This is a genomic window from Streptomyces sp. NPDC004126, from assembly GCF_050275515.1.
GTDB lineage: Bacteria > Actinomycetota > Actinomycetes > Streptomycetales > Streptomycetaceae > Streptomyces.
The window spans coordinates 104750-117668 of sequence record NZ_JBNNPF010000021.1; the positions used below are offsets into that span (position 1 = coordinate 104750).

The following is a 12919-nucleotide window of genomic DNA, read 5'->3' on the forward strand; positions in this document are numbered from 1 at the left end:
GTGGCCGACGGCCGCGGGGCGGGCCACCGCTCTCCAGGGGCCGTCCGCGAAGCCTCTCCCCCTCCCCGGCCGGCGCCGTGGGGTGCCCCCGGCCCGGCGGTGCCCGGCGGGCCGGGAGCGGACACCTTCGCGGCGCGGTGCCCGTCCGTCAGCGGGCGGTCAGCCGCCACTGGCGTTCGGGCCGGCTCCCGCACGGGGCCTGCACGACCGCCGCGGTCTGCCGGGTGTCCGCCCCGGCGACGGTCAGGCACAGCCCGCTGTTGTCGTTGACGACCCGGTAGAGCGGCCGCCCGGAGTCGTCGGAGCCGTCGCGGTCGAGCCGCCACAGGTGGTCGGGGTAGTCGCCGCACGGGAACTGGTTGACGACGACGCCCGCGGCCTTGTCGGCGGCGGGCACGGCCGCGCAGAAGCCGCTGTTGTCGTTGACCACCCGGTACACCGGCCCGGCACCGCCGCGGCCCCAGGGCTCGACGCGCCAGAAGTGGTCGGGGAAGTTCCCGCACCCGAACTGGTTGAGCGCGACGACCTCGGTGCTCGCTCCGGGCACCGCCAGGCAGAATCCGCTGTTCCGGTTCACCATCCGCACCGGCACGCCCACGGGGAGCGCCTCCGCCCGCGCAGCCGTCTCCCGGTTCCGGCTCCCGTCACCGTCGCCCGTGGCCGACGGCCCCGGCGTGGCGGCCGGGGCGGGCGCCGACGGCTTCGCGGGCGGGGCGGCCGGGGAGGCCCACGGGTCCGGTCCCGGCGTGCCGGACGCGGGCGGCGTCACGGCGGGGGACGGGGCCGGCGCCGGCGCGGCGGGGGCGGCACCACCCGCCCGTACGTCGGACGGCGGCGCACCCGGGGCCGCCGGGGCCGTCCGCTGCTGCGCCACGAGGACCGTGGCCACCACGCCGACCAGCGGTATCACGACACCGACCACCCACCAGGCCCACCGCGGCGGGGCGTGCCCCACCGCGCCGCCCGCCGGCGCCGCCCCCGCCGCCGTTCTGCCCGCCTCGGAGTCCTCCGACATGTGCGCCCCCCGGTTCACATCGCGTCGGGACCAGTATCACTGACGGGTCGTCGGACGGGCCCCCGTGGCCCCCGCGGCCGGTTCCGTCCGCCAGGTGGCGGCGGACCGCAGCAGGGAGAGGAAGGCCCCCACCGCCGGGGAGTGGCGCAGCCCGCGCGGGGTGGCGGCGTACACCTTCCGGCAGGGCAGGTCCGCCGGGTCGACCGGGACGAGGGCGATGTCCGGCCGCACCGCCGCGACCGCCAGCTCGGGCAGCACCGTGATGCCGAGCCCGGCGGCGACGAAGCCCTGTTTGGCGGTCCAGTCGTTGACCCGGAACGCCACGCGCGGCAGGAAGCCGGCGGCCAACGCGGGTGCCAGCAGGGTCTGGTCGGGGCGGACGTCCCCCTCGATCCAGTCCTCGTCGGCCAGTTCGGACAGGCGCAGCACCGCGCGGTCCGCGAAGCGGTGGCCGCGCGGCAGCGCCACGTACATCGGCTCGTCGAGGAGGTGATACAGCTCCGGGCCGGGCGGCGTGATCCCGGCGGTCGTGCTCAGCACGGCCAGGTCGAGGCCGCCCTCGGCCAGCAGCGCCGCGTGCCTGGCGGTGGGCCCTTCCGAGTGGACGACGGTGACGCCCGGGTACCGCTCTCCGAAGGCGGCCAGGGCGCGCGGGACCAGGGCCATGTTGGCGGCGGCGAAGGCGCCGATCCGCAGCGTGCCGCCGCCGAGGGAGCGCAGTGCGGCCAGCTCGGCGCGTGCCGCCCGCAGCCGCTCCCGCATGCCCTCGGCGTGCGGGAGCAGGACGCGCCCGGCCTCGGTCAGCCGCACCCCGCGCGGCAGCCGGTCGAACAGCGCGGTGCCCCACTCCTCCTCCAGGGCCTGGACCTGCCGTGAGACGGCGGACTGGGTGTAGCCGAGGGACTGGGCGGCGGCGGTGAAGGAGCCGTCCCGGGCCACCCGCAGGAACACCTCGTACAAGCCATGTGATTCGGGCATGGCAGCCATGCTAGACATTCGCTTGTCGCATGTCTCGGCCGGCCCTAACGTCGAGGCCATGGAGAAGATCGCATTCCTCGGACTCGGCAGCATGGGCCTGCCCATGGCCCGTCGCCTGCTCACCGCCGGCCACCCGCTCACCGTCTGGAACCGCACCCCGTCCAAGGCCGGCCCGCTGGTCGCGGCCGGGGCCCGCCTAGCGGACGACCCCGGGGAGGCCGTCCGCGGGGCCGACGTGGTCGTCACCATGCTCGCCGACCCGGACGCCGCCCGTGCCGTGGCCGACGCCGTGATCCCGGCCATGCGGCCCGGCGTCCACTGGATCGACACCTCGACGGTGGGGCCCGACGCGGTCGCCGAGCTGGCCGCCCGCCTCCCGGAGGGGGTCTCGCTGACCGACGCGCCGGTGATGGGCAGCGTGGACCGGGCGGAGTCCGGTCAGCTGTGGGTCCTGGCGGGCGGACCGCTGCCCGACCCGGTGCGCGGGGTCCTGGACCGGCTCGGGGAGGTCACCGAATGCGGCGCCCCCGGCTCCGGGGCCGCGCTCAAGCTGGTCCTCATCAACGCGGTGATCGGCGGTGTGGCCCTGGTGTCCGAGGCCCTCCGCCTCGGACAGTCCCTCGGACTCCCCGACGACCTGGTCCGCGGTGAACTGGCCAGGGGCCCCCTGGCGGGAGCGGTCGCCCGCACCTTCGCCGCCGGCTCCCACTTCCCGGTGGCGCTGGCCGCGAAGGACGTCGCGCTGGCCCTGGACACGGAGGCCACCCCGCTGCCGCTGCTGCGGGCGGTCCACGACGCGCTCACCCTCCGCCCCGAGCTGGCCGGCCAGGACCTGTCCCGCATCCGCCCCTGACGCCCCCGTCGGACCGGCCGGGGGCATGATGGCGGGGTGAGCCCGGCCCCGGCCGCCGGCGGCCCAGCCGCCGGGGTCCCCGAGATCCTGGACGTCGCCCCCACGCCCCGGACCGCCGTCGTGTGGCTCCCGCCGCCCGGGCTGTGGCCGCCCATCCAGGAGGTCCGGGCGGAGCACGACCCCCAGATCCGCCGCTGGCCGCCGCACGTGAACCTGCTCTTCGGCTTCGTGCCGGAGGAGGACTTCCCGGCGGCCGTACCGCTGCTGGCGGCGGCCGCGGCGCGCTGCGCGCCCTTCGCCGTCCGCCTCGGCGGCGTGCGCGCCTTCCGCCACCGGGCGTACGCCACCGTGTGGCTCGACCCCGCGGCGGCGGGCGAACGGCCCTGGACGGTGCTCCGGGAGGCCTTGGCGGAACCCTTCCCCGGCTGCCGGGGGAGGTTCCCGCACTTCACCCCGCACCTGTCGCTCGGCCGCACCCGCGACCCGCGCCGGCTGGTCCCCGAGTGCGCCGCCCGTCTGGGCGGCATGTCCGCCCGGGTCGAGGAGGTGGTGCTGCTCTCCCGCCGGGGCGAGGGGCCGATGCGCTCCCGCGTCACGATCGCCCTCGGGACGGGGGAGACGGCCTGGCGGCACGCCTGAGCGTCCGGGTCAGCCCGCCCCGGCCCCCAGCAGCCGGGTCCGGAACAGGTCGAGGACGGTGTCCAGGGCCTGCCGCGTGGGCTGTCCCGGCTCGTCGACCAGGTGCTCCGTCAGGACGGAGTGCGGGGGCAGGGCGGCGTCGGGGTTCGCCGCGGCGTCGTCCAGCTCCACGGCGACGAACGCGTCGCCCAGCTCGCGGCGCAGGTACGCGAACCGGTCGCCGGGCACCAGCCGGTCGCCCCGGAAGCGCAGCCCGAGCACCTGGAGGCCCTCGCGCTCGCAGCGCCCGCGTACGACCGCCAGGTCCTCGGGAGAGATGTCGATGAGGCCGGCCCGGCCGGGGGCGAGGGCCAGCGGCAGCGACGGCTGGGACAGCACCGGGGCGAGCAGGCGCGGGTCGGTGGCCATGGCCAGCGCGAACCCGCCGGTCAGGCACATTCCGACGGCGCCGACCCCGGGACCGCCGCAGCGCTCGTGTTCGGCGGCGGCGAGCGCCCGGAGCCACGACACCACCTTCGACGTGCGCCCGGTGGCCAGCAGCGTGAACTCCCGGCTCACGCACACCCGCAGCATGGTCGAGGCCGCGTAGGCCGCGGCCTTCGGCCAGCCCGCGCCACGGGGGTCCGCGTCCCGGCCGGGTTCGCCGAAGAGCACCGGCAGCACGGCGGTACAGCCCGCCTGCGCCACCCGTTCGGCGAACGCCAGGACCTTGGGCGTGATGCCCGGGATCTCCGCGATGACGATCACCGCCGGGCCCGAGCCGCGGCGCAGCAGCCGCTGGGTGGTGCCCTCGTGCGTGAACGTGCCCCTGGTGAAGCCGGTCAGGTCGTGATCTGCCACAGGTCCCCTGTTCCCTCCGGTCGAATCCTCTTGGGCGGCCTCCAAGTTACCGGCACGTAGGGGCTCGTGGTCAACAGGACCCCCCGGTCCGGCGCAAGATCATCCGTGTGCAGAATGACCCCTATGTCAATGACAAACCTGCCGAAGACGGCCACCGTTGACGATGCCCCGTCGATCAGCCGTGCCCTGGCCCGCGCCTTTCACGACGACCCGATGATGAATTGGTTCTTCCCCGCCGAGGACACGCGCGAGGAGAATCTGACGCGGTACTTCAGCACCATCTACACGCGCCAGTACGTCCGGCACGGCGTGTGCGAGCGCACCGACGCGGCGGCCGCCTTCTGGGTGTCGCCGGAGGGCCACGAGAAGTCCGTCCCGGACGCGGAGACCATCCGGGAGCTCACGGAGATCCTCGGCGACCGGGCCCACCTGTTCCGCGACGCCGTCGAGCTGGCCGCCCGGCACGCGCCGCAGGAGCCGCACTGGTACCTGGCGCTGATCGGCGCGGACCCGGCCGGCCAGGGCCGGGGCCACGGGTCCGCACTGCTGCGCTCGGGCCTGGCCAAGGCCGACGCGGCGGGCCTGCCCGTCTACCTGGAGTCCTCCAAGCCGTCCAACCTGCCCGTCTACGAGCACTTCGGCTTCGAGGTCCTGGGCGAGGTCGAACTCCCGGGCGGCGGCCCGACCCTCTGGGCCATGCGCCGCGCGCCCCGCACCGCGTAGCACCCCGTTCCCTCCCCGGCCCGCGCGACGCGACCGGCCGGGGAGGGAACGGTTCAGCAGTCGAACCGGACGGTGAGCCGGACGTTCTCGTCGCCGTGCAGTGCGGCGAGGGTCTCCATCACCAGCCGAAGGCGTCGTAGTCCCGGCCGCCGTACAGCAGCCCGAGGTCGACGGCGGCGCTCCACGGCTCGTCGCCCCAGCTGTCCGTGCACTCCACGAACCTGTGCATGTCCGTTCCCGTGGACGGCGATTCTCCGGACGGGGCGCCGCGCCCGGCAACGGATTTACGGCCGCCGTCCGGCGCCGGCACCCGCTGCGGGTGCGGGGCGCGGCCGGATGCGGAAAGCTGGGCAGTGCCGCGGCAACGGCGGCGGGACGGACCGGCGAGGAGGGGCGGATGGACGCCATGGAAGCTTCGCGAGGGACCCGGCCCGTACGGGTACGCCGGCACGGGGTGCGCAGGGCGGCGCTGCTGTGCGCGCTCGCGGCGCTCGCGGCCGCCGCCGTCCCGGCATCCGCCGCCCGCATCCCCGCGGCCCCGGAGCCGCTCGTCGTGGTCGACTGCTTCGACGAGCCCCAGGTCCGGCCCGACGAGTACCTGCTGGCCTGCGGCGACGGCAACAACCGGCTCGTCGGGCTGCGCTGGGAGAGCTGGGGGCCGGGCACCGCGACCGCCACCGGGACCGACATGGTCAACGACTGCCGCCCGTACTGCGCGGCCGGGCACTTCCGCGCCTACCCGGTGACGGTGACCCTGAGCAAGCCGCAGCCCTGGCCCGAGCGCCCCGACGTCCGGCGCTTCACCACGATCCGGCTGCTCTACACCGACACGGCACCGCACCCCGTCCCCAAGGACGTGACGTACAAGCTCGTGTACTGACCGGGCCCCGGCCGCCCCGGCCGCCCGGGCCGCTGAGGACCCGACACCGGACGGGCCGGTCCCGGCGCCCGCTCGGCGCCGGGACCGGCCCGTCGTGTCGTACCGCCTGCCGGGGGTCAGTCCGTGCCGAACTCCATCGCGGCGCGGTCCAGCATCTCCTCGTCGGCGGAGACCGCACCGCGCGAGGCGATGGCCTCGGCGCCGCCCTCCGGCATCTCCGGCATGGTGCCGATCAGCCCGGTCGCGGCCGCCTGCGCGGCGCCGACGGCGGGGCTGCCGGTCCCGATCAGGCCGAGGACCGCGTACTGCTCCAGCTTGGCGCGGGAGTCGGCGATGTCCAGGTTGCGCATGGTGAGCTGGCCGATCCGGTCCACCGGGCCGAAGGCCGAGTCCTCGGTGCGCTCCATGGAGAGCTTGTCCGGGTGGTAGCTGAAGGCCGGGCCCCGGGTGTCGAGGATCGAGTAGTCCTCGCCGCGCCGCAGCCGCAGGGTCACCTCGCCGGTGACGGCCGCGCCGACCCAGCGCTGGAGGGACTCCCGGACCATCAGGGCCTGCGGGTCCAGCCAGCGGCCCTCGTACATGAGCCGGCCGAGGCGGCGGCCCTCGTTGTGGTACTGGGCGAGGGTGTCCTCGTTGTGGATGGCGTTGACCAGGCGCTCGTAGGCGGCGTGCAGCAGGGCCATGCCCGGCGCCTCGTAGATGCCGCGGCTCTTGGCCTCGATGATCCGGTTCTCGATCTGGTCCGACATGCCCATGCCGTGGCGGCCGCCGATGGCGTTGGCCTCCATGACGAGGTCCACGGCGGAGGAGAACTCCTTGCCGTTGATCGTGACGGGGCGGCCCTGGTTGAAGCCGATCGTCACGTCCTCGGTGGCGATCTCCACGGACGGGTCCCAGAACCGCACGCCCATGATCGGGTCGACGGTCTCCACGCCGGTGTCCAGGTGCTCCAGGGTCTTCGCCTCGTGGGTGGCGCCCCAGATGTTGGCGTCGGTGGAGTACGCCTTCTCGGTGCTGTCGCGGTACGGGAGGTCGTGGGCCAGCAGCCACTCCGACATCTCCTTGCGGCCGCCCAGCTCGGTCACGAAGTCCGCGTCCAGCCACGGCTTGTAGATCCGCAGGTGGGGGTTGGCGAGCAGGCCGTAGCGGTAGAACCGCTCGATGTCGTTGCCCTTGAAGGTGGAGCCGTCGCCCCAGATCTGGACGTTGTCCTCCAGCATGGCCCGGACCAGCAGGGTGCCGGTCACGGCGCGGCCGAGCGGGGTGGTGTTGAAGTAGGCCCGCCCGCCGGAGCGGATGTGGAAAGCGCCGCAGGTCAGCGCGGCCAGACCCTCCTCGACCAGCGCCGCTCGGCAGTCGACCAGGCGCGCGATCTCGGCGCCGTAGGTCTTCGCACGGCCGGGCACCGAGGCGATGTCGGGCTCGTCGTACTGGCCGATGTCGGCGGTGTAGGTGCACGGGACGGCACCCTTGTCGCGCATCCACGCGACCGCGACGGAGGTGTCGAGGCCGCCCGAGAAGGCGATGCCGACGCGCTCGCCGGCGGGAAGGGAGGTGAGGACCTTAGACATGGGAAGATTATGCATGCCGCCGCATGGTCATGCAATTCCGGATCGCATCCCGGTCACATCCCGGTCGTATCCGGCCCGGATGCCGGCCCGGATGCCGGCCCGGACGTCGGCCCGGATGCCGGGCCGGCGGAGCCTCGCGTCCCCCGGTTCCCGGCCCTCAGGCCCCGCCGCGGTTCCCGCCGCCGAACGCCCAGGACTCGATGTCCCGGTAGTGGATCGGCCCCGGGCCCCGGCCGATGTTGCTGCCGACCAGGTGCAGGCGCTCCGCCGCCCACTCCCGCCCGTCGAACGCGGTGAGCCCGGCGGCGGCCTCCAGGGCGGCCGACGGATCGCCGCGCCGGGCCCGGGCCAGTGTGAGGTGCGGGCGCAGTGGCCGGTCCGGGAAGCCGATGCCGCACTCCTTGACCGCCGCGCGCACCTCGGAGGCGAGGACGTGCAGCTCCTCCAGCTCCCCGGCTATCCCGCTCCACAGGACCCGCTCGTCGAAGTGCCCGCCGCCCCGCATGGACAGCCGTACGGGCCGCCGGGCCGCCGCCAGCTCCGCGAGCCGGGGCCGCAGCGGCGGAACGGCCGCGACCGGCAGCTCGCCGAGGAACGCCAGGGTGATGTGCCAGTCCTCGATGCGGTTCCACCGCATGCGCGGGTGCGCCTCGTACGCGGGGGCGAGCGCGCGCTCCAGCTCCTCCTTCGCGTCGTCGGGCGGGGCGAGGGCGATGAAGACGCGGACGGTCGCGGCCTGGGTGTGTTCCTTCACGTACGCCTTCGTACCGCCTCCCGGCCTCCCCGGTCACCTTCCGCCCCGTCAGGTCGGCCCGGATCCCCGCCCGGACTTCTATCTCCAATCTCGGTTGTTCCTAGAATGGGGGGATGGACATCGATGCGATCGCGCTGCTGCAGGACCCCGTACGGCGCCGGCTGTACGAGTACGTGGTGGCGCAGGGCCGCGAGGTCGGCCGGAACGAGGCCGCCGAGGCGGCCGGGGTGGCGCGCACCCTCGCCGCGCACCATCTGGACAAGCTGGCCGGGGCCGGCCTGCTGGAGAGCGGAAGCCGCCGGCTGACCGGCCGCTCGGGGCCGGGGGCGGGCCGTCCCGCCAAGGTGTACACGCGGGCCCGGGCCGAGTGGTCGGTGTCGCTGCCCGCCCGCGACTACCTCACGGCCGCCGAGCTGCTGGCCGAGGCCGCCGAGGGGGCGGGGCTGGACGCCGGGCTCTGTGCCGCGGCGCGGCGCAGGGGCGAGGCCCTGCGGGGTCCGGGGGCGCCCTGCGGCGGGCTGGAGGAGGCGATGGCGGTGCTGGCCGCCCGCGGCTACGAACCGCACCTGGAAGGGGTCGAGGGGGAGGGGGGCGGCGAGGGCGGGCTGCCCGTCGTCCGGATGCGCAACTGCCCCTTCCATGCCGTCGCCGAGCGCTTCCCGCCGCTCGTCTGCGGCATGAACCTCGCCCTGCTGGAGGGGCTGCTCGGCACGGACGGCCCCGTCCGCGCCCGGATGGACGCCCGCCCGGGGGAGTGCTGCGTGGTGGTCGAGGATTCTAAAAACAATATTGATTGACATAGAAATCGGGTGCGTGCTGGGATGGGTCCATGACCGCATCCCCGCACGGCCCCGCCGCCGTCCACCTGGCCCAGCTCAACGTCGCGAAGCTCCGCTACCCCCTCGAAGATCCGCGCGTGGCACCGTTCGTCGAGGCGCTCGACCCGGTCAACTCGGCGGCCGACGGGGCATCCGGATTCGTGTGGCGGCTCACGGAGGAGGGGGAGGGCGACGCCACCGCCATGCGCCCCCTGGGCGAGAACGTGATCGTCAACATGTCCGTGTGGGAGAGCCGGCAGGCGCTGTGGGACTTCACCTACCGCAGCGGGCACCTGGAAGTGATGCGCGGGCGCCGTGACTGGTTCGAGCGGCACGTCGAGGCGCACATGGTGCTCTGGTGGGTCCCCGCCGGGCACGTCCCCAGCGTCGAGGAGGCCCTGGGGCGGCTGGCGGACATCAGGGAGCACGGCCCGTCCCCGCGCGCGTTCACCTTCACCTCCTTCCATGCCGCCGCAGAGGCGGCTTCGCCGGCACCGGCGTGATGCCCCTCGGGCTCCGCCCGTCGGATGCCGCATAGCTCGGCCATCGACATATGTCGGTAACCGAGCTATCGTCGCATCCGTGAACGATCAAGCTCTGCGCGAGCCGACTCTGCTCATCCTCACCGCGATCGCCGACGCCCCCCGGCACGGGTACGCGATCGCCCAGGAGGTCGAGAAGATCTCGGAAGGCCGCACGAAGATGCGTACCGGAACGCTGTACGGGGCCCTGGAACGGCTCCTCGAACAGCAGCTCATCGCCGTCCACGACGAGGAGGTGGTCGACGGCCGCAGGCGGCGCAGCTACGCCCTCGCCCCCCGCGGCCGCGAGGTCCTCGCCGCCGAGGCGGCCCGGATCGCCCGCACCGCCCAGGAAGCCACCCGCCGACTCGGCCTCGGCGCGCCCGCCGCGCCCGGCCTGCTCGGCCCCTCCGACGGGACGGTGACGGCATGACCGCCCTGCTGAAGCTCTACCCGGCCCGCTTCCGGCGGGAGTTCGGCGACGAGATCGCCACGGCGTACCACGAGGCCACCCGCGGCGCGGGCCGGGCCGCCCGGGCGCGGGAGGCGCTGGACGTCACCGGGCACGCGCTGCGGATGAGGCTCGGACTCGGCTCGGCGGGCCGCCGCGGCCGGCTCCTGGCGGCGGTGGCGCCGTTCGCCACCGCCGCGGTGGGCGCGAGCGCGCTGTGGTGGACCGGCCTCATGGTCCCGGGGGCCACGGCCTCCTGGCTTCCCATGGAATTGACGCTTCCGTTCCTGTTGCTGGCGGTGACCCACTTCGTCATGGTGCTGGGCGCCGCGATGGCCCTGGCCGGCCGCTGGAGCGCGGGCACCTGGACCGTGCTGGCGGGCTGCGCGGCGACGGCCTTGACCGACGTCATCCGGCTGGGCGGCTGGGAGGGCGCGCTCCTCCTCAGGTCCCCGCTGTTCCTCGCCGCGCTCGTGGCCCTGCTCTGCCCGGCGGACCTGCGCCCGCAGCCGCGCGTCCGCACGGCGGCCGGGCTGGGTGCCGTGGCGCTGTGGGCGACCCTGCTGACCGGCGTGCTCACCGTGGGCCCGCTCGCCGGACCGGCAGCCGGGCTCCGCTTCGCCATACCGGCGGCAGCCGCACTGGCCCTGGCCGGACGGCCCGCGTTCGCCCGGCTGCGCACGGCGCCCGCCGTGCTGCTCGCGGCCCTGCCCTTCGCCGTCCTCGGCACGTCGTCCTGGACGCGGGACGCCTACACCGGCCCCGTCCTGCTCGGCCTGCTCCTCGCGGCGGCGACCGCGGTGGCCGTCCGCCGCCGCAGGGGCGGGCACCCGCTGGGCGGCGACTGACACCGCGCCCCGTACGGTGTACCCCGGAACGCCGCACGACCGGCGGCGGCCGACGGGAGCGACGGGGGAAACGTGTTCGCGGTGATCTACCGGTGGCGGCTGCGACCGGGTGCGGAAGAGCAGTTCCGCGAGGGCTGGCACCGGGTGACGGAGGCGATCCTGCGGGACTGCGGCAGCTACGGCTCGCGGCTCCACCGGGCGGACGACGGCACCTGGGTCGCGTACGCCCGCTGGCCCGACGAGGAGTCCCGCGCGCGCTGCGCGGTGCCCGACCCGGAGGGCGTCGCGATGATGGCGGGAGCGATCGAGGAGCGGATGCCGGAGACACGGCTGACCCTCGTCGACGACCTCCTCGCGGAACCGTACGTCCCGGCGGAGGCCACCAAGCCCCCGGCGCGGTCGGCACACTGACCGCGCGTCGGCCCAACGTCGGCCGGCGCCGCCCCTCGCCGCTCCACCGAGCCCCCCGAGGCGCCCGGCGCCCGGGGGCCTCTCCGCCTCGCGCCCAACGGTGGGGGCCGCCTGCCGCGCGGCGTGCCGATGCCGGTGCTCCCCGGCGCGGGCCGGTGAGTTGGTGCGGCCCGGCGCCCTCGGACCTGGGCCGTGCGGCCACTCCGAGGGCAGGCTCCGCGGACCTCGTGGGCCCACCCTCCGGGCGGACGGCGCGGCTTCGCGGACGCCCCTGGCGGTGTCCCGAGCGACCGCGGGGTCGGCCGTGTGTCGCCCGGCGGCCGCCCCGTGCGGACGGGCCGCGGGGCCGGCCGGGGGCCGGTAGGGTCGGCGGCGTGGGCGGTGTGCGGGGGTGGGGGCGGATGGCGGAGCGTCATGCCGTGGTGGCCGGGGCCGGGATCGGGGGGCTTGCGGCGGCCCTCGCGCTGCACCGCCGGGGCTGGCGGGTCACCGTCTGCGAACGCGCCCCCGAACCGCCCGCCACCGGCGCCGGCATCGGCCTCGCCCCCAACGCCCTGCGCGCACTCGAAGCCATCGGCGTCGACCCCACCCGCGCGGCGGGCGGCGCCGTACCCGCCACGATGGGCGTACGCCGCCCCGACGGCCGCTGGCTGACCCGGGCCGCGACCGCCGACATGGCCGCCCGCTACGGCATCCCCCCGATAGCCGTCCCGCGCCCGGTCCTCACCGCCGCGCTCGCCGCCGCCCTGCCCCCGGAAGCCCTCCGCTACGGCACCACCGTGACCGGAGTCGACGGAACCGGGAGCCGCGCGACCGTCCGTACGGCGGGCGGACCCGACCTGGCCGCCGACCTGGTCGTCGCCGCCGACGGGATCCACAGCCCGCTGCGCCGCGCGCACTTCCCCGCCCACCCCGGCCTGCGCTACCTCGGCGAGACCGCCTGGCGGACCATCGTGGACGCCCCGGACCTGCGGATCCCGGCCATGAGCGAGACCTGGGGGCGGGGGGAGAGGTTCGGGATAACACCGCTGGCCGACGGCCGGTACTACCTCTACGCCACCGCCCGCCTCCCGGCCGGCACCCGCTCGCCCGACCCCCGCGCCGAGCTCCGCCGCCGCTTCGGCTCCTGGCACGACCCGGTCCCGGCCCTGCTGGACCGCGTCGCCCGCCTCGCGCCCGCCGACGTCCTCCAGAACGACCTGTACGACCTGGCCGCCCCGCTCCCGCGCCTGCACCACGGCCGGACCGCCTGGCTCGGCGACGCGGCGCACGCCATGGCCCCCAACCTCGGCCAGGGCGGCTGCCAGGCCATCGAGGACGCCGTGGTCCTCGCGCACCTGCTCCCCGCGGGCAACGCCGAGTACCCGGAGGGCGGCCGGGACCCCGTCCCGGCCGCCCTCGCCGCCTACACCGCCGCCCGCCGCGCCCGCACCGACGCCGTACGCGTCCGCGCCCGCCGGGTCGGCCGGCTCGGCGCCCTGCGCGGTCCGCTGGCGGCGGCCCGCGACCTCGCGGTCCGCGCCGTCCCCGACCACCTCGCCCTGCGCGGCATGGACGACCTCTTCAACGGCTTCCGCCTCCCGGGAGCCCCGGGCTGATCCGAAGGCCACCTCCTGG

15 protein-coding genes are annotated in these 12919 nt (G+C 75.8%); 10 read left to right on the plus strand and 5 right to left on the minus strand.

Annotated elements, in window-relative coordinates:
- Positions 1-148 precede the first annotated feature (148 nt).
- Both ACQKM2_RS21205 and ACQKM2_RS21210 read right to left on the minus strand, forming a co-directional pair.
- The gene (locus tag ACQKM2_RS21205; RefSeq protein ID WP_427711812.1) at positions 149-1015 is read right to left on the minus strand and encodes an RICIN domain-containing protein; all 867 of its coding nucleotides are present in this window, start codon (positions 1013-1015) and stop codon (positions 149-151) included.
- 36 nt (positions 1016-1051) lie between these two features.
- Complete coding sequence (locus ACQKM2_RS21210; RefSeq protein ID WP_427711813.1) at positions 1052-1993, minus strand: LysR family transcriptional regulator; 942 nt, start codon at positions 1991-1993, stop codon at positions 1052-1054.
- 58 nt (positions 1994-2051) lie between these two features.
- On the opposite strand from ACQKM2_RS21210, the gene ACQKM2_RS21215 reads away from it, so the two are divergent.
- Both ACQKM2_RS21215 and ACQKM2_RS21220 read left to right on the plus strand, forming a co-directional pair.
- Positions 2052-2846: an NAD(P)-dependent oxidoreductase gene (locus tag ACQKM2_RS21215; RefSeq protein WP_427711815.1), complete on the plus strand. Its 795-nt coding sequence runs from the start codon at positions 2052-2054 to the stop codon at positions 2844-2846.
- 36 nt (positions 2847-2882) lie between these two features.
- Positions 2883-3485 (plus strand): 2'-5' RNA ligase family protein, encoded by a 603-nt coding sequence (locus tag ACQKM2_RS21220; protein ID WP_427711817.1) that lies wholly within the window; start codon positions 2883-2885, stop codon positions 3483-3485.
- 9 nt (positions 3486-3494) lie between these two features.
- Here the strand turns inward: ACQKM2_RS21220 and ACQKM2_RS21225 are convergent, their stop codons facing one another.
- Positions 3495-4325, minus strand: coding sequence for a dienelactone hydrolase family protein (locus ACQKM2_RS21225; RefSeq protein ID WP_427711819.1), 831 nt, complete (start codon positions 4323-4325; stop codon positions 3495-3497).
- Between the two features lie 114 nt (positions 4326-4439).
- On the opposite strand from ACQKM2_RS21225, the gene ACQKM2_RS21230 reads away from it, so the two are divergent.
- Together ACQKM2_RS21230 and ACQKM2_RS21235 are read left to right on the plus strand one after the other, a co-directional pair.
- Positions 4440-5048, plus strand: a complete 609-nt coding sequence (locus ACQKM2_RS21230; RefSeq protein WP_427711821.1) for a GNAT family N-acetyltransferase — start codon at positions 4440-4442, stop codon at positions 5046-5048.
- Between the two features lie 397 nt (positions 5049-5445).
- The gene (locus ACQKM2_RS21235) at positions 5446-5928 is read left to right on the plus strand and encodes a hypothetical protein (protein WP_427711823.1); all 483 of its coding nucleotides are present in this window, start codon (positions 5446-5448) and stop codon (positions 5926-5928) included.
- A gap of 116 nt (positions 5929-6044) precedes the next feature.
- On the opposite strand, the gene argG is transcribed toward ACQKM2_RS21235, so the two are convergent.
- Positions 6045-7499 (minus strand): argininosuccinate synthase, encoded by a 1455-nt coding sequence (gene argG / locus ACQKM2_RS21240; protein WP_427711825.1) that lies wholly within the window; start codon positions 7497-7499, stop codon positions 6045-6047.
- Positions 7500-7656: 157 nt separating this feature from the next.
- Positions 7657-8253 (minus strand): RNA 2',3'-cyclic phosphodiesterase, encoded by a 597-nt coding sequence (gene thpR / locus ACQKM2_RS21245; RefSeq protein WP_427711826.1) that lies wholly within the window; start codon positions 8251-8253, stop codon positions 7657-7659.
- Between the two features lie 113 nt (positions 8254-8366).
- On the opposite strand from thpR, the gene ACQKM2_RS21250 reads away from it, so the two are divergent.
- From ACQKM2_RS21250 to ACQKM2_RS21275, 6 genes are all read left to right on the plus strand, one after another.
- Complete coding sequence (locus ACQKM2_RS21250) at positions 8367-9050, plus strand: helix-turn-helix transcriptional regulator (protein ID WP_427711828.1); 684 nt, start codon at positions 8367-8369, stop codon at positions 9048-9050.
- 32 nt (positions 9051-9082) lie between these two features.
- Positions 9083-9574 (plus strand): DUF3291 domain-containing protein, encoded by a 492-nt coding sequence (locus ACQKM2_RS21255; RefSeq protein WP_427711830.1) that lies wholly within the window; start codon positions 9083-9085, stop codon positions 9572-9574.
- 79 nt (positions 9575-9653) lie between these two features.
- Complete coding sequence (locus tag ACQKM2_RS21260) at positions 9654-10025, plus strand: PadR family transcriptional regulator (RefSeq protein ID WP_427711831.1); 372 nt, start codon at positions 9654-9656, stop codon at positions 10023-10025.
- On the plus strand, positions 10022-10891 hold the full coding sequence (locus ACQKM2_RS21265; RefSeq protein WP_427711833.1) for a hypothetical protein: 870 nt from the start codon (positions 10022-10024) through the stop codon (positions 10889-10891). Before ACQKM2_RS21260 ends, ACQKM2_RS21265 begins: the two co-directional genes overlap by 4 nt.
- Positions 10892-10963: 72 nt before the next feature.
- The gene (locus ACQKM2_RS21270) at positions 10964-11302 is read left to right on the plus strand and encodes an antibiotic biosynthesis monooxygenase family protein (RefSeq protein ID WP_427711835.1); all 339 of its coding nucleotides are present in this window, start codon (positions 10964-10966) and stop codon (positions 11300-11302) included.
- A gap of 401 nt (positions 11303-11703) precedes the next feature.
- The gene (locus ACQKM2_RS21275) at positions 11704-12900 is read left to right on the plus strand and encodes an FAD-dependent oxidoreductase (protein ID WP_427711836.1); all 1197 of its coding nucleotides are present in this window, start codon (positions 11704-11706) and stop codon (positions 12898-12900) included.
- Positions 12901-12919: the final 19 nt, after the last annotated feature.